The organism is uncultured Imperialibacter sp., assembly GCF_963974565.1.
Classification (GTDB): Bacteria; Bacteroidota; Bacteroidia; order Cytophagales; family Cyclobacteriaceae; genus Imperialibacter; species Imperialibacter roseus.
The window spans coordinates 1-18,266 of the sequence record NZ_CAXBCJ010000008.1 but is presented as its reverse complement, the minus strand read 5'-3'; the positions used below and the strand labels follow the sequence as shown (position 1 = coordinate 18,266).

18 protein-coding genes are annotated in these 18,266 nt (G+C 45.9%); 6 read left to right on the top strand and 12 right to left on the bottom strand.

Going from position 1 to position 18,266, the window contains the following annotated elements:
- Position 1: 1 nt before the first annotated feature.
- Positions 2 to 4,420: a PAS domain S-box protein gene (locus tag AAC052_RS12555; protein ID WP_317487780.1), complete on the bottom strand. Its 4,419-nt coding sequence runs from the start codon at positions 4,418 to 4,420 to the stop codon at positions 2 to 4.
- Between the two features lie 96 nt (positions 4,421 to 4,516).
- On the opposite strand from AAC052_RS12555, the gene miaA reads away from it, so the two are divergent.
- Positions 4,517 to 5,437: a tRNA (adenosine(37)-N6)-dimethylallyltransferase MiaA gene (miaA, locus tag AAC052_RS12550; protein ID WP_339813700.1), complete on the top strand. Its 921-nt coding sequence runs from the start codon at positions 4,517 to 4,519 to the stop codon at positions 5,435 to 5,437.
- On the opposite strand, the gene AAC052_RS12545 is transcribed toward miaA, so the two are convergent.
- Together AAC052_RS12545 and pfkA are read right to left on the bottom strand one after the other, a co-directional pair.
- On the bottom strand, positions 5,434 to 5,709 hold the full coding sequence (locus AAC052_RS12545) for a hypothetical protein (protein ID WP_317487778.1): 276 nt from the start codon (positions 5,707 to 5,709) through the stop codon (positions 5,434 to 5,436). The two genes, miaA and AAC052_RS12545, sit on opposite strands and share 4 nt — an antisense overlap.
- Positions 5,710 to 5,714: 5 nt before the next feature.
- Positions 5,715 to 6,686 carry a 6-phosphofructokinase gene (pfkA, locus tag AAC052_RS12540; protein WP_317487777.1) on the bottom strand — a complete coding sequence of 324 codons (972 nt, stop codon included), beginning with the start codon at positions 6,684 to 6,686 and terminating at the stop codon, positions 5,715 to 5,717.
- 185 nt (positions 6,687 to 6,871) lie between these two features.
- On the opposite strand from pfkA, the gene AAC052_RS12535 reads away from it, so the two are divergent.
- Positions 6,872 to 8,173 carry a glycosyltransferase gene (locus AAC052_RS12535; RefSeq protein WP_339813697.1) on the top strand — a complete coding sequence of 434 codons (1,302 nt, stop codon included), beginning with the start codon at positions 6,872 to 6,874 and terminating at the stop codon, positions 8,171 to 8,173.
- A 26-nt stretch (positions 8,174 to 8,199) separates the two neighbouring features.
- On the top strand, positions 8,200 to 9,303 hold the full coding sequence (locus tag AAC052_RS12530) for a DegT/DnrJ/EryC1/StrS family aminotransferase (RefSeq protein ID WP_339813695.1): 1,104 nt from the start codon (positions 8,200 to 8,202) through the stop codon (positions 9,301 to 9,303).
- Here the strand turns inward: AAC052_RS12530 and AAC052_RS12525 are convergent.
- The 3 genes from AAC052_RS12525 to AAC052_RS12515 form a co-directional block, all read right to left on the bottom strand.
- Positions 9,293 to 9,685 (bottom strand): group III truncated hemoglobin, encoded by a 393-nt coding sequence (locus AAC052_RS12525; RefSeq protein ID WP_339813694.1) that lies wholly within the window; start codon positions 9,683 to 9,685, stop codon positions 9,293 to 9,295. The two genes, AAC052_RS12530 and AAC052_RS12525, sit on opposite strands and share 11 nt — an antisense overlap.
- A gap of 189 nt (positions 9,686 to 9,874) precedes the next feature.
- Positions 9,875 to 10,045 (bottom strand): hypothetical protein, encoded by a 171-nt coding sequence (locus AAC052_RS12520; RefSeq protein WP_317487773.1) that lies wholly within the window; start codon positions 10,043 to 10,045, stop codon positions 9,875 to 9,877.
- Between the two features lie 899 nt (positions 10,046 to 10,944).
- Positions 10,945 to 11,109 carry a hypothetical protein gene (locus AAC052_RS12515; protein ID WP_339813693.1) on the bottom strand — a complete coding sequence of 55 codons (165 nt, stop codon included), beginning with the start codon at positions 11,107 to 11,109 and terminating at the stop codon, positions 10,945 to 10,947.
- A gap of 212 nt (positions 11,110 to 11,321) precedes the next feature.
- Here AAC052_RS12515 and AAC052_RS12510 point away from each other — a divergent pair, with 212 nt between their 5' ends.
- Complete coding sequence (locus AAC052_RS12510; protein ID WP_317487772.1) at positions 11,322 to 11,678, top strand: PadR family transcriptional regulator; 357 nt, start codon at positions 11,322 to 11,324, stop codon at positions 11,676 to 11,678.
- Positions 11,666 to 12,856 (top strand): hypothetical protein, encoded by a 1,191-nt coding sequence (locus AAC052_RS12505; RefSeq protein ID WP_339813691.1) that lies wholly within the window; start codon positions 11,666 to 11,668, stop codon positions 12,854 to 12,856. The genes AAC052_RS12510 and AAC052_RS12505 overlap by 13 nt, the downstream gene beginning before the upstream one ends.
- 52 nt (positions 12,857 to 12,908) lie before the next feature.
- On the opposite strand, the gene AAC052_RS12500 is transcribed toward AAC052_RS12505, so the two are convergent.
- From AAC052_RS12500 to AAC052_RS12480, 5 genes are all read right to left on the bottom strand, one after another.
- Positions 12,909 to 13,376: a DoxX family protein gene (locus AAC052_RS12500; protein ID WP_339813689.1), complete on the bottom strand. Its 468-nt coding sequence runs from the start codon at positions 13,374 to 13,376 to the stop codon at positions 12,909 to 12,911.
- A 13-nt stretch (positions 13,377 to 13,389) separates the two neighbouring features.
- Positions 13,390 to 13,743, bottom strand: a complete 354-nt coding sequence (locus AAC052_RS12495; protein ID WP_317487769.1) for a nuclear transport factor 2 family protein — start codon at positions 13,741 to 13,743, stop codon at positions 13,390 to 13,392.
- A 93-nt stretch (positions 13,744 to 13,836) separates the two neighbouring features.
- Entirely contained in the window at positions 13,837 to 14,421 is a 585-nt protein-coding gene (locus AAC052_RS12490) for a Crp/Fnr family transcriptional regulator (RefSeq protein WP_317487768.1), read from the bottom strand.
- A 111-nt stretch (positions 14,422 to 14,532) separates the two neighbouring features.
- Positions 14,533 to 16,017 (bottom strand): polysaccharide biosynthesis C-terminal domain-containing protein, encoded by a 1,485-nt coding sequence (locus tag AAC052_RS12485; RefSeq protein ID WP_339813688.1) that lies wholly within the window; start codon positions 16,015 to 16,017, stop codon positions 14,533 to 14,535.
- Between the two features lie 2 nt (positions 16,018 to 16,019).
- Positions 16,020 to 16,742: a class I SAM-dependent methyltransferase gene (locus AAC052_RS12480; protein ID WP_339813687.1), complete on the bottom strand. Its 723-nt coding sequence runs from the start codon at positions 16,740 to 16,742 to the stop codon at positions 16,020 to 16,022.
- Positions 16,743 to 16,792: 50 nt separating this feature from the next.
- On the opposite strand from AAC052_RS12480, the gene AAC052_RS12475 reads away from it, so the two are divergent.
- Positions 16,793 to 17,995 carry a glycosyltransferase family 4 protein gene (locus AAC052_RS12475; RefSeq protein ID WP_339813686.1) on the top strand — a complete coding sequence of 401 codons (1,203 nt, stop codon included), beginning with the start codon at positions 16,793 to 16,795 and terminating at the stop codon, positions 17,993 to 17,995.
- Positions 17,996 to 18,080: 85 nt separating this feature from the next.
- Here the strand turns inward: AAC052_RS12475 and AAC052_RS12470 are convergent.
- Positions 18,081 to 18,266: hypothetical protein (locus AAC052_RS12470; RefSeq protein WP_339813684.1), on the bottom strand; the 186-nt coding region annotated here is incomplete at its 5' end.

Sequence of the window (18,266 nt, the reverse complement as noted above, 5' to 3'; positions counted from 1 at the left end):
ATTATGATGAGGTTGAACTCGCACCCACAAATAACTTGTAATTTTCTTTAAATTCATCAAAGCTAGCATCTATTTGAGCTAATTTCTTTTCTACTTCTTCGTAAATGCTACGCTTTAGTTCCTGTTCAAGCTGAGTTACATACCAGGCAAAACGCTCTATGCCCAGGGTTCCGGAGTTACCCTTTAGCGTGTGCAGTTCCGACCTCAGTACCTCGTAATTGCTCACTCTCAGAGCGTCTTTGCAGTTTGCAAGACTCTCCTGAGCCTCCTTTAAGAAGTCGTTGAGCACCGACTCAACCATTTCGGCTCCGCCATACTTGCTGAGTTCGTCCAGCACCAGCGTGTTTACAATTTTAAGGTCGTCAGGTACCTCGGCCATTTTTTGGACTACAATTTCGCTTGGCTTATTGTTCTCTATCCAATCCACCACTTTTTGGATGATGGTTTTGGCCTGGATCGGTTTGGAAATATAGTCGTCCAAACCACTATCGAGGAATTTCTTCCTGTCTTCTTCCATCGAATAGGCGGTCATGGCGATAATTGGGGGCTGATGGTCGAGGTTGAGGAGTTTAATCTCCCGGGTGACCTGCACACCGTCTTTTTTGGGCATTTGTATGTCCATAAAAACCACGTTGTACTGGTGCTGCTGGATCATTTCAATAGCGTCGTCGCCGTTTTCTGCAAAGTCTACCCTGCATCCCGCCTTAATAAGGATATGCCCTGCTACCTTCCTGTTGACGTCATTGTCGTCCACCAGAAGTATATATGGGATTTTCTTGCTGAACACTTTCTGAATGGCCTCGTCGGTAAGGGGAAGATTCCTTTCCTCGGGTTGCTCTATTATTTCTGCTTCGAAGGTAAACCAAAAGGTACTGCCAAGGCCGGGCGTAGAATAAACGCCTATTTCACCGCCCATCGATTTGGTCAGCTCTTTAGATATTGCCAGTCCGAGGCCTGTGCCGCCAAACTTTTTGGTCATAGAGTTGTCAACCTGGCTGAACGAGTCGAAGAGCTTCTTCAGGTCTTCTTTGCTTATCCCAATGCCCGAATCTTTGATCTTCACCTTCAAAATCAGGGTGTCCCCCTTTCTCTTGTGCTCGTTAAGGCTGATGTAAATTTTGCCTCGCCCTTTGGAGAACTTGATGGCATTGGAGGTGAGATTCGAAAGAACTTGCAACACCCTGGTTTCGTCAAGGAGGAAGTACTCGGGTAAGCTTTTCGCTACCGTGTATTGAAGGCTGGTTTCGTTGATTGACGCCTGCTGGCTGAATAGGTTATAAAGCTTGTCCAGCGTTCCCCGGAGGTTTACAGGCCTTTTTCTAATCTCCATTTTGCCCGCCTCAATTTTTGACAAATCGAGAATGTCGTTGAGAATGGTGAGGAGGGTTTCGGAAGACTTTTTAATTGTTCTGAGGTACTCGGACTGCTCCTGATTGAGTTGTGTACTGCCTATCAGATCCAGCATGCCAATGATCCCGTTCATAGGCGTCCTAATCTCATGGCTCATGTTGGCCAGGAAACGCTCTTTGATCTTGAGTGACCTTTCTGCCAGCTCTTTTGCTTTGCGAAGCTCTTCATTGGTGCGGATCAGCGTGGTGATGTCTCTGGCGACACCTTCAATTTCAAGCGGGTAGTTTCTGCGATATACCAGGCGGATGTTGCAGAGGCATTGCAAATCCTTTCCATCTTTTGTGTACAAGGTCGCCTCGAAGTTTCGTAGCCTTCTGTTCTTTCGCAGCTTGCTGAATACACTGTGGATGGAGTCGGACGAGCTGAAGAGTTCGTCGATGTTTTTTCCTATTACCTCCTTAGATGTGTAGCCTAAAAGTTCTATGACCGACGGGCTGATCATCGTGATCTTTCCCTTTGCATCGCAACGGAAATAAATGTCCTGAAAGGATTCGAAGATATTCCTGAATTTCTCTTCGCTTTCCTGTAGTGCCACTTCCGAAAGCTTCTTCTCAGTAATGTCGTTGGCGATAACTGAAATCTCTTCAATAGAGCCGTCGGGAAGGAAGATTGGGTTGAGGAATACATCTCTCCATATTTTGTTGCCCTTGAGGTCAGTAACATGGCTTTGGAAGTTGACGATTTCGCCACTAAAAGCACGGTCGTACTTGGTTTTCCAAAACTCGCCGAGGCTTGGAACCAGAAAGTCGAAGCCGCTCTGACCACCCAGAGAGGGGGTAATGCCATAGTAGCGCTGCAGCGCATCAGCGTAGTTTTGGTTGAAGGAAGTGAAGCAGTAGTTCCTGTCGATGGACCAGATTTGGTGAGTGGTAGACTCAAAAATTGCTTTTAGCCTGGCGCTTTGGCTAATGATTTTCGCTTCGTTCGACTTGCGTTCGAGCGCAAGAGACACCTGGCTGGAGATGAAATCCAGCAGTTCAAGGTCTTTGTGGTTATAGGCTGTTCGGTCTTTGTAAGAATGAAACGAAATAACACCCGCCGGTTTACCATCGACATTGACCTGCACTCCCAGCCATATCAGCGGAAGCTTGGCATGAAGAGGCAACTTTTTATTATCTGCAATGCGCCGAATACCGTCTTCGTAAATGATCAGTGGCTTGCTTCTCTCAAATGTGAATTCAGCCAGCAGTTTGGTAATGCTTTTTAGCTGCTTGACTTCCGACGGCTCTTCTAACTCGGTGATGAGGTAAGGGAACTGGATTTTCCCTGTTTTTTCATCTTTGAGACTGATGGCAAAATTCTGAATCTTCAGTATTTTGTTAAGCTCCTCAAATACGTTGCGGTACAGCGCATCCAGATTGCTACTGGTGGTCGTCAGGTTGGCAATTTTGTAGTAGAGGCTTTGCGCTTTTTCGGCACGTATCCTTTCTGTAATGTCGTAAAAGATACCTCTAAACTCTGTCGGGCTGCCATCCTGAATAGTGCAGTTGACTCGCCCGGAAACGTAGATATTCTTACCAAACTTACTGATAAAAACAGTTTCAAACTTCTCGATTCGCTCCCCACGTCCAATTTGGTTCAGGTTCTCGACTGTACTGCTTTGGTAGTCTTTCGGTATCAAATCAGTAAGCCTCAGCTGGCTTATTTCTTCGTCATTGTATCCGAGTTTGGTTTTCCAGGCCTCATTCACAAACCTGAACTCTCCTTCCGATGTGAAAATTTGAATAAGGTCGCTCGAATTGTCGAAGAGTTCTTTCAGCTGGGCGTTGGTCTTTTCTAACTCTTGTCGAACCTTCCGTCGTTCTGTAATATTTTCTCCAACGATGGTGATACCAATTACCTGGCCCTTGGCATTCTTAAGTATAATGGAGCTAAACCGTATAATGAGAATTTCGTCTCCATCCAGCGTAATTACGCCAGTCAGTGCCTCGGTGTAGTCCTCTCTCTCTACCAGTGTTCGGAAACTTTTTTTGGTTACGTTGTCGCCGCCGTAGGGCTGAAACACCTCAAACAGACTCTTGCCCATGAGGTCCCCGGCGGGTTTTCGGGTGGCTTTCAAAAATGCTTCGTTGCAAAATGTAATAATGCCCTCGCTGTTGGTGGTAAGCGAAAGAATTTTAGACTGGTTGAGCGATTTTTGAAGCTTTTTTTCGCTCTCCAACAAAGCTTTTTCACGGCTTTCAGCTTCTTCTGCCAGCTTCCTCTCGGTAATGTCTATGGTGGCGGATATATAGCCGGAGAACTTACCCAGGCTACTGACTCTCGGAATGCCTGTATCCAGCACCCATCTGTATTTCTTGTCGTAGCGGCGCAGCCTGTAGGTAACCTCATATTTTTTGCGACGCTTAAAAGCCAGATCCATGGTAACCAGCACGTCATTCAGGTCTTCTTCATGAATGTTGGCAATCCATCCATTGTTTTGCTCCTCCTCGACTTCCTTGCCGGTAAACTTGAGCCATTGCTTGCTGAAGTAATAGAAAAAGTTGTTGGAATTGGTCATTCTCAACAGCACAGGAGCATTGTCGGCCAGAGATTGGAACGTCTTTTCCGATTCCAGAAAATACACATCGGCGTCATCGTCCTTGTTCTCCAGCTTGATTGTGCAAAGCAGGTGGTTGTTTTTCTCTTCGGTTAGTGCCGATAGCTTTATTTTAGAAAAGAAGACCTTCTCAGAAGAGTTTTTAATTTCTCCAACAAACTTTTGGGGGAGGCCAAGCAGCGCCAGTTTTATTTTTTGTTGGAACTTGTCTGCTGAGGCACTGCCATCGGCTTGAAAATTCGGGCAAAATTCAAAAATTGACTTTCCAACAATTTCTTTGCTACCAACCTTGAAAACCTCAAGAGCTTTTTCATTGCAGTTGACAATGACGTCATTGTTTAGCAACAGGCTGATGTCGTTGCTGTCTTCTATGGACGTTTTAAACCGTGATTGTGCTATCCGAAGCTCAGCATTAAGCCTTTCGATCTCCTTCCGTAATTCTTCCGTAGTTTTGTTGTCAAGGCTGATCATGCATCAAAGGTAGTCTGCCAAACAGGCGACGTATTGCCTAAAGTTAATAAAATTGCAAAAAGATAAGTAAACGAGCCTGATTTAAGGATGCCAATAATGAGTCGGAGTGATAAAAAGCTGATTGTAATAGTGGGGCCAACTGCCGTTGGAAAGACCGACCTGGCTTTCGACCTGGCCAAAAAGCTCCCGACTGAGATCGTTTCGGCCGACTCCAGGCAGTTTTACCGGGAGCTGGAGATTGGCACTGCAAAACCCGAGCCTTTTATGCTTGAACAGGTGAAGCATCATTTTGTTAATAGCCTGTCGATTACCGAGGACTACACAGCCGGGCAGTTCGAAAGAGATGCGCTAGCCGTGCTGGCTGATGTTTTCAAAGAGAGAGGCGTAGCCATCATGGTGGGTGGATCGGGCCTTTATGTGCAGGCGGTGTGCGATGGCATGGATGAAATGCCTGTTATCAAAGAAGGTGTGCGTGAGAAGTGGAATGCGAATGTGGCAGAAAACGGTCTTTCGGAAGTGAGAAAATACGTTGAAGATCACGACCCTGAGTTTTTTCAAGAGGTTGATAAAAACAACCCTGTGAGGCTTGTGAGAGCGGCTGAGGTAATTGAATCGACAGGGAAAACGTTCTCTTCTTTCAGGATGCGGCAGGGTAAAAGTGAGCGGCCGTTTTCTACTATCAAAATAGGTCTTACGGCTGACCGCCAGCAATTGTACGACCGTATCGACCTGCGCATGGATCAAATGATCGCCAACGGCCTTTTTGAAGAGGCTGAGTTTTTTTTTGGCAACAGGCATCTTCAGTCGCTGCAAACGCTGGGTTATCAGGAGGTGTTCGGCTACCTGGAAGGCAACTACGACAAAGCAGAGGCTGTTCGGCTGCTCAAGCGGAACTCACGAAGGTACGCAAAGAGACAGCTGACCTGGTTTAGAAAAGATGCGGAGGTTCAGTGGTTTGACCGGTTGGCAACCGCTGAAGTGTATAAGATGCTTCGTGAGAATGGCCTCAGCGTTTAGAACTTACTCAGCTTCATTAGCACAGCCACAATCCGGTAGGGGAAGCTGGAAATCAGCTTGTTATAACGAAACATCTGTGCTCTCAGGCTTCTAAGCTCCTTTGAATCTTCTGAAGCCAGTTGCTGGTCAATCACCTGCAGGCTCCCGGAAAGCCCGAATTCACTGGCCGAGGTGAGTATCTTTTTTTTCTCAGAGCGAAGAAACTGGTTGACCACCATGCCCCAAAGCATGAGAAAGAGAGAAAGGGCCAGGAAGATGGGTAAAAAGCCCATGACAATTAGATGCTAAGGATTTCGACGAGCCGAATCAAATCCTGATCGAGCGGCTTCGACTTTGAAATGGCGATTTTTAAGTTGGTGTATACCACTTCTTTGTCGATAATACCTACCATTACATTTTTTTCCCCATTCAAAAGACCTTCTACTGCAGCCAGCCCTAGTCTGGAAGCAAGAATCCTGTCAAAAGCGGTGGGGTTGCCGCCTCGCTGGATGTGACCCAGCGTGGAAACCCGTATATCCGCTTTTGGCAAATGCGGTGCTACTTTGGCGGCAATTTCATGTGCATTGCCTTCCTCACCTCCTTCAGCCACTACCACAATGGAGGAGGTCTTCTGCGCATCTTTGCCTTTTTGAAGGGCATTAATCACTTCGTTGATGGTAGTAGAAGTTTCAGGCACCATCACCAACTCGGCACCGCCGCCGATGCCTGACTGGATAGCAATATAGCCTGAGTGCCGCCCCATTACTTCGATAAAAAAGACCCTGTCGTGCGACATGGCCGTATCTCTTATTTTGTCGATGGCTTCGAGCGCAGTGTTTACCGCTGTATCAAAGCCAATAGTATAGTCAGAACCAAATAGGTCGTTGTCAATTGTGCCTGGCGCACCCACCACCGGAATGCCATACTCCTCAAAGAAGATATTAGCACCGGTAAAGGTTCCGTCTCCACCAATGGCAATCAGGCCTTCTATTCCTCTTGACGAAAGCTGCTCATAGGCCTTCTTGCGACCTTCCTTGGTCATGAAATCTTTACTTCTGGCCGATTTGAGTATCGTGCCGCCCCTTTGAACGATGTTGCTAACGGAATAAGACTTCATTTTGTAGATGTCCCCCTCAATCATTCCATTATAACCATACTTGATTCCGTAGATCTCAAGTTCATGATAAAGAGCACTTCTAACAACAGACCTTATACAAGCATTCATGCCAGGTGCATCACCACCCGAAGTAAATACAGCTATTTTCTTCATTAAAAAACCATTTGTTTGCGCTTAGCTCGCCAACCTTGTGAAAAGCAGAGACTTCTAACATTCTAAGGTAGGCACAAAAAGATAAATTTCTAACGCTTTTCGCTAATGCGTGGCAAATCTACTATTAATCTTGAAATGGCCAATGGTCTCTTTTTGTATGTTTGCTTATTCTTAGCCTAGCCGGGATGAAAAAACTGAAAGTATTGATAGTTACTTACTATTGGCCCCCGAGTGCAGGAGGGGGTGTTCAGAGATGGCTGAAACTTTCCAGTCACCTCCCGGAATTTGGTGTTGAGCCTATCATTTTCACTCCGGAAAATCCGGCATTCAGCCTCAAAGATGACACGCTGATGAGGGAAGTAGCTGACAATCTGGAGGTTCGGAAGTTTCCGATTTGGGAGCCACTAAAATATTTCGGTAAGGACGGACAGCCCAGGCAGGGGCAAGTGCTTGAGAAAAAGAAGAAAGGCTTTCTTGATACATTCCTTATTTGGGCCAGAGCTACCTTTTTCATTCCCGACCCCAGAGTCTTTTGGGTCAGACCGTCGGTTCGCTTTCTGGCTCCAATGATTAAGAGCAATAACATTGACCTGATTATCACCACGGGGCCTCCGCACAGCATGCATTTGATTGGCATGAAGCTCCAAAAAAAGACGGGAGTAAAGTGGGTAGCTGATTTCAGAGATCCCTGGTCACAATGGGACATTCTCGACAAGCTTGGGGTGAAAGGGTGGGCTCGTAAACGTCACAGTTTTCTCGAACAAAAGGTTATCAAAAACTGTGATTTGCTCATAACGGTTAGTAATGCCTGGGCGGCCGATTTTAGCCGATTGGGTGCCACTAAAACGTTTGTGCTAACGAATGGGTACGACGAGCATGCTATGGAAAGTGAAAAGCCTACGGTGCCAGGTGGAAAATTTAGGCTTGCACATATTGGCATGCTCAATGAAATGAGAAACCCTCTGGTGTTATGGGAGGTGCTTTCGGAGCTGTGCGTCGAAAACAGGGAATTTGCTACTAGTTTGGAAATTTACCTGGCAGGTATTCTTAGTGATCAGGTGATTGCATCTATCGAGGCTTTTCCTGAGCTGAAGGGTAAGCTCGCTGTTGATGGCTACCTGTCTCATGGCAGTGCAAGAAGGGCGATGAAAACCAGCACGGTTCAATTGCTGGTAATGAATGATTCCGGCAATGCAAAAGGACACATACCCGGAAAGTTTTTTGAATACTTGGAGGCGAAGCGACCGATTTTGGCTATCGGTGATTCTGCCGGAGATGTTGCCAAAATCATTGAGGATACGGGGGCAGGTGCATGCCTTGGATTCAACGACAAGGTTGGAGTTAGGCGAGCGTTAGAGAAACAGTTTGCTGATTTCAAAGCTGACCAACCATTCGCACCTAAGCACTTTGATAAATACGCCAGAAGGAGCCTCGCTATGAAGCTCTCAAACAGGTTGTTCGAAATTTTTATTGATAACAAGCGCTGACGCAGGTTTTAGCCTGACTACATATTATGAATACAATCCCACATTTTGATATAAGCCGACAACATCAGAAGCTGAGACCCGCTCTTGACGAGGCTTATGACAGGGTGCTGAGCAAAAGCTGGTTTGTTCTTGGTGAGGAGGTCAAGGCCTTTGAGAAGGAGTTTGGAGAGTATTTGGGCGTGAAGCACTGCATTGGCTGCGGCAATGGCACCGACGCCCTGGAGCTGGCATTGAAGGCTGCGGGTATAAAGGCCGGAGACGAAGTAATTGTTCCTGCCAATACCTGGGTTTCCCTTGCAGAGTCGGTCATCAATGTGGGGGCTTCGCCTGTCTTCGCTGACGCCCTTCCCGGAGAATACACCATCGATCCGGCATCAGTTCAAAGGTGCATTTCGAAGACAACAAGAGCCATTATTGTCGTGCATCAGTATGGGCAGCCAGCGCACGTGAATGAATTATTGGAAATACGAGACGCACATAAGCTGGTATTGATCGAAGACTGTGCCCATGCGCATGGAGCTGTTTATCAGGGAAAAAATGCAGGTACCATTGGAGACTTTGGCTGCTTTAGCTTTTACCCCACCAAGAACCTGGGCTGCCTGGGCGATGGGGGCGCAGTTGTTACCAACGACGACGAATATGCGGCTACAGTTCGGTTGGTGGGCAATCATGGACAGCCCGCACGGGATGTACATAAAGTGGCAGGCAGAAACAGTCGGCTGCACGAGCTTCAGGCAGCTTTTCTGAGATCGAAGCTTCCTTTGCTCGATCAGTGGAATACAAGACGAAGATCCATCGCCACCTACTATATGTATGGTCTCGACAGGTCGATGTACCGATTGCCGCAGGTGGGAGATCCAGACTATGCTGTTTTTCATCAATATGTAATTCAAACAGATGACAGGGAAAACCTGATCCGACACTTAGATCGTGGCGGCGTTGGTGTCGCTATTCACTATCCAGCCCCTATTAACGAACTTTCCCCATACCGGTCGTTCAGAACAGACCCTGAGGGGCTGTCAGTTTGTTCGTCTGAAAAGAGCAGCATTCTTTCCCTTCCTATGTTTCCCGAGCTAACTGATGATGAAGTGCAAAGGGTGATTCACACACTAAATAATTTCAGGGGCTAGACAATTGCCTGCTTTGCTCTACTTTGTATTGCATGAGGTAGCGGATTTGGGAGGCTCTCGTCTTGGCCTCTTCCGCCTTTGGTCCTTCGAAGAGGTCGTCCACAGTGGCTGTCCATAGTTCCAGCCATCGGTCGAAGTGTTCTTTTTTCAACTGCTCTTTCTTGTCCAGTTGGATATGCACCGACATCGGATGGCCTTTGTATGACATTATTCCCAGGAGGGTAGTCTCCCAAAACTTATACATGGTGGGCATGTGCCTGGCAAAATCGAGTGCAGCGATGTCTGTGAAAATGTAACCTATCGTACCGTCGATTCTGATTTTGCTGTAGAACTGGTCAACCAGTTTTTCGATGTCTGCTCTGGATGCAATATCCTGCTTCATTACTTGCCGCTTTTTCAAATACTGATGCAAGTATAAAGAGCAGAGAATTTCCTTTTTATGATTATCATCATATGTATAAAAAAAAGAAGCCCACACCTGTTGGCCCCCGAAGGGCAGGCATGGACTCCAAACTAATAAACCAGATCGATAGCCGTCGTTGGTCAGCTAACGATTTCTTCAAAGAGGATTTTACTTCGAAGCAAAATTCCTCATATATGTATTACACGCTGTTTCGCTTCCAATAAACATGATCGAGTACTCTTTCATTACCAACCAGGTATTGTCGTCCTTTGAGAATTTCAGAGTAAGCTGATCCTTTGATTTTGACACCTGAGCGAGCACTTTTGAAAACCAGTTCATGATATTTTTTTGTTTGGTTATTCAATTATACGGAGGAAAAGAGAGCGAGAAATTTTGTTTCGACGAATAGGAAGTAGGTGTCGATAGAGCCGGGATATGAGACGACGTAGTAAAAATTGGTACTATTGAAATTATTTTTTGTGTTTTCCAAATACGTAGTTCCATAAAACTAAATCTGCATGCCTGTTTAGGGATCAGGCCGGGGCTAAGTTCAAAGCCTACATTGGTTAAAAACCACCTGGTTTAGAGTTACAATTATGAAGATGTCACTTTCGAGCGAAATTTCGCATGTAAATACTGCATTGCATTTCGTCTCCCATGAACAGGATTGAGTGCTCCTTCATCACAAGCCATACATTGTCATCCTTTGAATACTTCAGCCTAAGTTCACTTTTTGGCTTTAATATCTTCGTAAAAACTGCGGGTAGCCACGACATATCATTTAGTAGTTGATTTGCCTATTAATACGGTATGCAAAACAGAAGTAAGTGATGTTTCGATGAAGTGGAATTTGACATCGACAGACCCATGCGGCAACACGATCGAGCAGAAAAAGAAGGATCAAGCGGAAAATCTGGAGGATCACCCTTTACACCCAATATCCCGAGTAGTCATAAAAAAAGCAAAAGGTCCAAGCCTATCCGACTGGAGAAGCCCGGCCGGGCGAGACGCATTGAGCCAGTTTTGCTTTTTTATTTAACCACAAACGAAACATTCAATCCCCGGAAATACAGATTGATCCAAAAAGAGTTGCTCAAGCTGAAGGGCAACATATGAAGGAGAAACGAAAAGAAAAAAAGCCATACCTGTTGGGCCCCGAAGGGCAGGTATGGGCTTCAAACTAATAAACCAGATCGATAGCCGTCGTTGGTCAGCTAACGATTTCTTCAACGAGGATTTTACTTCGAAGCAAAATTCCTCATATATGTATTACACGCTGTTTCGCTTCCAATAAACATGATGGAGTACTCTTTCATTACCAACCAGGTATTGTCGTCCTTTGAGAATTTCATCACCAGTTGGTTATTAGATTTTTTTGAGAAAAGTTTCGTTAGCCAGTTCATAGGATAAATTGTTTGTTTTGATCGTTTATACCCCTCCAGAATGCCTGGTAACCGTTGTTTCGATGAACACTGCCAGAGAGGCGACGGATTAGAGGTAATTGAAGATGTGTCCTTTTTGGCCCCCCTGTTGATAGTCTGGTGTCGAAAGATGGGTGTAATATTTGTGTTTCAATTTTCAATCGTATATATTTAAGAAAATTAAATATATAACAATGTCATCATCTGAATTTATAAAAGGCACGCTGAAGACCATTATTCTGAAGCTCCTTGCCGAAAACAAGCAAATGTATGGATATGAGATCAGCCAGAAAGTGGAGGAGCTTTCTGCAAGCGAGATCAAACTGACCTATGGTGCTCTTTACCCCGTTCTTTACAAGCTGGAGAATGAGGGGTTGCTGGTTGCCGAAACCGAGGTGGTGGACGGACGTGCCAGAAAGTACTATTCGCTTACGCCACAGGGAGTGGAGTTGGCAAAGGTAAAAGTGTCGGAATTGCAAAAATTTACCGAGACCCTGAAAAATATCCTGCTGCCGGCACCGAACATAAGTCTGGAGATATGGGGAGCTTGAGCAAAGAACAGCTTCAGGCCATCAGAGATTACCTTGCCCGCCAGGGTATGACCTACAAGCCCCTGCAGGATGAGGTGCTTGATCATGTTAGCTGCGATATAGAAAAGCTGATAGCATCCGGGCAGTCTTTTGATGCTGCCTGGCTGGCGATCACTAAGGAACTACCTCCAAAACAAATTCAAACTATACAATTAGAAACCATGGAAACAATGAACAAAAGAGAATCGCTCTCGAAGTGGCTTGCCTACCTTTCTTTTTTCCTGCTTTTCGCAGGATCGGTATTTAAGCTGATGAAGTTTCCCGGTGCCGGGCAAATGCTCATCGGATCTTTTATAGCCATTGCGCTTGCGTTGATCAGCGGATCTACGTTCGGAATGATAGCCAATAAAGAAAAGAGGGGAGGGTGGCTGCTTGTAGCAATCCTGTTGGGAGTGCTGCTGTTTCTGGCGTCATTTACTTTTCAAATCCTGCACCTGCCAGGAGCTATTGAGCTGAGGACAATGGCGGTGTTGGCGCTGTGTTTATCTTACTCCATTTCTTTTTTCTACCTGAGAGGCAACGAAAACTATCTGCTGACCTGGCTTCACGAAAGGTATACGCCAGCTATTGAAAGATTTATTTTCATATTATTTGCAGCAGTATTTGTGTTGAGAATGCCTTCGCTGACGTTGGGGTACGAAGATTTTGTGTCTCGAATATTGCTGGTTATTACCATTGCTTCTGCCGGGCTTCATTTCCATGCCATAAGCTGGCAATATCTGAAGGCTGAGGAAAAACCAGGCGTAATTTTTTCGCTTGGGTTGTCCTTTAGCCTGGTTGTTTTTATGCTACCGGCCCTGGTTGATTTCCTTGATATAAACGCAAGAGGGGTGCTAACTGTATTGTTCTGGCCAGTAGCTGGATTTATTGCGACCTACATGGGAGTGAAGGATGGCAAACAAAAGGCTATCTCCCTGGCCGCCACCGCATTTTTTACGGCTGTCTCTTCCGTATGGGCCTTGGTTGCTGCAGGCTTCTTGGTCACAGCGGCCAACGGTTGGGTATTCAATGGGTTTGTGTTGGCAGCTCTTCTATCTTTATTGGTCTTTTTCAGGCAGAACCGATTTTTCAGGATGTACATGCTCATCGTGGTTAGCCACTACCTTTTTGTGTACCCGTGGAAGCTTGGGCTTTGGTAAAATTTGTAGATGCTGGTTTTGATTCGTCAGTCTCAAAGCCAGCATCTACTTTTTAAAAGGAATGGGCTTGCTCAGGTAGTACGCCGGATAAGCACTTATCAACAGAGTATCTACCACCTCCGGAAAGGAGCAGTGCAGTACTTATTGCCACCCACAGGATGAAGAACTCAATCCCTTCTCCAGGCTGATTTCCATACCAGTTCATAAAAAAACCATGTTGCAAGTGAGAGGTCGTAACAATTACTATCGCAAGCAAAATGTAGGAGGCTGCCAAAATTCTCGTAGCAAAACCGGCCAGCAGAACAATGGAGCCTAGTGCTTCTAATAGGATCACCAGGAAGCCGAGCACCCAAGGCATGCCAACAATTTCGGTGAAGAAGATCATCGTTCCATCAAAGCCATAACCCTCAAACCAGCCAAAAAGCTTTTGGGCACCATGAGGAAAAATGACAAGACCAAGTAGCACTCTCAAAACGAAAGGCTCCCATGTATCGGGGGTTTTAAAAATTTTATTGATCATGATTCCTTCCTTTTCAAACTCCGTAGTAGAATTTCTCAAGTACGATTTGGCCGTTCCGCCATTCCTGCACAGATATCTGGGTGTAGTTTCTGGTTCCCCAGTCTTTGTGGGTGTAGTCGTAGTGCCATTCTACCATGGTCACGCTTTCACCAACAGCAACCTTGAGCGGTTTCGCCCCTCTAAACTCTGTGATTGCTGCGAAAAACTCTTCTTCCCGCCTTCTGTTGGCGGCCTTGCCCACAGTGGGCTTCGTTTCGTTTTCCTGCATCACTACATCTTCATGGTAGTACCTTTCAAAGGCTTCCATGGCCTTGCCCTGAAGAACAAGGTCGTTCAGGTCACTGATCTTTTCTAATAATGTTGACATATTACTTTGTGTTTTGTGAGGCACAAAGTTCCGACCTGAGATACTGCGGGAGAATAAACCAGATTAAAAAGGAAGGTTCAACTAGATTAACATCTATTGCTCATGGATAAGCTGACTTCTGATTTTGCTGAGAAACTCCTTAGTGATACCAAGGTAAGAGGCGATCATATATTGAGGCACACGTTGCTCTATTAGAGGATATTTTTTTCTAAAAGCCAGGTATCTCTCCTTAGCAGGAACGCTCATACTTTGCACTATCCTATCTTGCGAAGCCACAAAGGCGTTTTGAATAATAATCCGGAAGAATCGTTCGAGTGATGGGATTTTTTGGTAAAGCTCCTCAAGCTTCTCATGATGGATTTGGATCAGCTCAGTAGTCTCCAAACAAAGTACGTTGTAGTCGGCAGGCTTTTGCTTGATAAAGCTACCCAAATCGGCTACCCACCAGTTTTCTATTGCAAACATGGCAATATGCTCGTGTCCGTCCGGATCTACGTAAAATGACTTCAAACACCCCGATAACACAAAGCTCTCAAATTGGCAAATGTCGCCTTGTTGTACGACGTACTGTCCTTTTAGATACCGCCTCTGATTGATATTGGCCAGCAGCAAATGCTGCTCTTCTACGGTAAGAGCTATATACCTGGCGATATAATCAAGTAGAGGTTTGGGGTTCACTTTCTCTGATAGTTAAGTCAGTAGTTGGTAAACGTAATTTCCTGGTTCTGGGGTTAGCTCTTTTTCAAACCACGGATTCTTCTTTTGCTATATCCGTTTTCTGACTGTGAGTTACTGCCTAAACCTACCCCAAACCACCTTTACCAACTCATTCACATCGGGTGAAATTCTAAAAAGAAGGACGGCCCCGCCAAATAAGAACGTGATCATTGTAGACCGGACGAAAATATCCAAAAATACATTTGAAAAAGCAGGAAGATAGATGCCGGCCAAAAGCACCAGTCCAGAAATGACCAGCATACTCACATTTTTCCATGTGAATGGCTGAACTCCGAGTTTCATCCACACAAAAATCATCTTCACCAAATTGTAAATGAAGAGAGAAATGGCGGAAGCCCAGGCTGCTCCATCAATGCCATAGAGCGGAATAAGCCACAGGTTAAGCACAACAGCCAGGATAGCCAGGATCACCAACGACGCCACGTTGAACCTGAAGTACTTCGACATCACAATGATCTCCCCGTTCAAGCTAAAGGTCATGTCCAGCAGTTTGCCCAAACCGATGATGTTCACCACGGTAACCCCCTGGATAAAGGCTTCGTTGTTGGGTACCAGCGCAAAGATGGAATTGAGGTTGGCTGCAATGCCGGTGTATAAAAGTGACCCAGCAATCATCTGGTTGATGGACACCTTTTTGTACAACTTGTCTATCTCCACCATGTCGTGCTTGTCGAAAGCCCGGGAAATTAGGGGTGTCGTTATCTGCGTCAGTGCCCGGCGGGGCATTTCGATCACTACAGCGATGTAAAAGGCAGTGGTATAGATGCCATTCCAGCTCAGGCCTATTATTCCGCTGATCATGATTTGATCAATATTCAAGATGATGAAAGAACCGCCGGCACCCAGCAACGCATACATGCTGTAGACCATCATTTCTTTCAGTTGTGGCCTTTCGAATGTAGAAAAAGAGAATTTGAGTGACAGCTGCTTGCGGTAAGCAAGATAGCCGAGCAGGTAAAGCAACGATACACCGTAGACCAAAATCATGGTGTAAACCATGACAGGGAAAGTGATGATATTCACAGCATAGAGCAGCACGGTGATACTTGTCCCAACCCTCACAAGCACTTCTTTGGCAAAGTTAGCCGCCACAATTTTTAAGAGTGCCCGGGAATACCCTTCGGCTACTGCCTGAAACGACATCACCAGCAGCACAGCCAGGATCACCCACTGGTAGTTGTTGACCAACCCAGACTCCTTAGCAAAATAGGCCGTGATGGGTTCCCTGAAAATATTGTAAAGGACAAGTGTGATCAGGTAGCCGATCGTTACCCCAATGAAGCCAAAGGCCAGCAGTTCGCCAGGGCCGTTTTTCTTTTTTTCGAACGCCGGATAGAAACGAACGGTGCATTGGGCGAGGCCAAGCTGAGCCAGCGGTAACAGGAGAAAGGCGGCACTTGGAATAAGCCGAACCAGGCCAATTTCTTCAGGTGTCAGAAATTTTGGAAAAAGGATAAGCACGTTGACATAGCCAATCACCACGCCCACATAGGTAAGCACGGTTGTGATAAAGCTCTGCCGGATGACTACGCCCATGGTTATGGTTTAAACCAGATAACGGTGTCGGTAAGGCCAGTGGAAGTGAACACGCACGGCCAATCTTTTACAGCCTCATGTACCGGTTTGTACCAGTCTCTTTCTGCATTGTCCAGCACGAGCATGCCCCCAGGCTTCAGTTTGTGAATGCCAATCAGAGCACATTCGGTGCGGGCACGGCCGTCAACAAGCAGGAAGTCAATCGAATTATCGTCGAAGGTAAGCAACTCGCTTACGTAGTTGACGAATCCTTTTTTGGTTTTTAGCCGTTCGGGAAAGTAACTCATTATTGATGCTGGAAATGGCTTTTCTTTTCCATCAGGCTCTACCAGCCTGTAATCCACGTTGTTGATATTTCGCTCTTTCATCCAGGCTTGCACTTTCTCATACCAGCCTTTGTGGTGTTCAATACTAGTGAGTTGACCGAGGTGCTGCGCAAAAAAAGCCGTGCTTTTTCCACTGCCAAACTCAACACCTTTCATGTCTTTCGTCAGCAACTCCCTGAAAATGACAATGGAAGCTGGAGATGTCCAGGCTGTCATGCGGTTGAACTGCTTAAAAGTCCAGTAGTAGGTCTTGAGTACCGGTCGAAGGATTCTGTAAGACAAGTAGGTGAAGTTGGCACCTTTGGCCGCTTCTGCAGGCACCTTGATGTTCCGCTTGATGAAGAAAAAATTGGCTGCTAGTTCTTTTGCCTGCTCGTACCTGGCTTGCGATGTTTGCATTGTTTGTATTTTGCGGCTCGAAGTTATCAAATTATCCAGAACAAACCGGAATGGCCCCACTCAGAATAGGCATGTTACTCGATCAGGATTTTCCGCCCGACTCCCGGGTGGAGAATGAAGCGGTAAGTCTGATTGAAGCTGGTTTCGACGTATTCCTTTTCTCGTTAGCGTACAAAAAGGAAGCAGGCGAGGAAGTTTGGAATGGTATAAGGGTCAAAAGATACGCAGCAGGTAAATGGATATATAAGTCTTCGGCGCTGGCCTATGATTTTCCTTTTTTTCATAGGAAAGTGAAGCCGATGATTGTTCACTTCATTGAGAAGAACAACATACAAGCGTTGCATGTACATGACATGGTGCTGGCGAGAGCTGCTTTTCAGGCAAACGAAAAATTCGGTCTTCCATTGACTCTTGACCTTCACGAGAACAGACCGGTGATTATGCAGTTTTACCCTCATTTGAAGAAGTTTCCGGGCAAATACCTGATCAATTTATCCAGGTGGGAAAAGGCACAAAACGAGCTTCTGAGAAAAGCCGAAAAGGTGGTATTGGTGACAGAAGAAGCACGGGACGAAGCAGTTCGTTCTGCCGGTATAGAGCCTGGAAAAGTGGTGGTGGTGCCCAACACGATTCACCCGGACATCTTTTTGAACTATTTCATAGACGCTGGGATTGCCGCTCGCTTTAAGGATACTTTCAACATTGTATATGTGGGCGATACCGGCTTGAGGCGTGGAACCATGGAGCTTATTGAGGCGCTGCCTTTGGTCTTGAAGACAATTAAGAATGCACATTTGATTGTCGTCGGCAAGAGCACTGAAGATGTGCAGTTGCGGCATCGGGCCAGCGAACTCGGTGTTTCAGAATTTGTAAGTTTTGAAGGCTGGCAGGACGTATCTCTTTTCCCCTCTTACATAAGTGTCGCTTCGGTTTGTGTGTCACCCATCCACCGCAATTTGCACCACGACACCACATTCGCCAATAAGATTTTTCAGTACATGGCGATGGGTAAACCTCTCGTAGTAAGTGATTGCCCACCCCAAGTCAGGGTGGTTGAGGAAGCTCAGTGCGGATTGGTTCATGAGGGAGGGAATGCTGAGGATTTGGCCAGGCAGATAATTGCTATTTCCAAAGACCCGTCCCAAGCTATGAGAATGGGCGAGAATGGTAAAGACGCAGTGCTTGAGAAGTACAATTGGCCCAAAACCAGTGCTGGGCTTATTGATTACTACCAAGGTCTCAGAAACAAATAGCCCAACGAGAAGGATGCCACAAAGACACGAAGGGCACAAAGCTTTAGTTTTTGATGGTAAAGCCTGGTGTTAGCGAAGGGATTTCTTAGAGTCTTTGTGCCTTTGTGGCAATTTTTCGTACTCCTGATTTGTGTTTTTTGGCAAACCTAAGACTTAATCGAGTGGTTTTAGGTTGTATGTGATTTTCACCTTCTAAAATACAGAACTCAGAAAGGGCAGTGCTGGGCTTATTGATTACTACCAAGGTCTCAGAAACAAATAGCCCAACGAG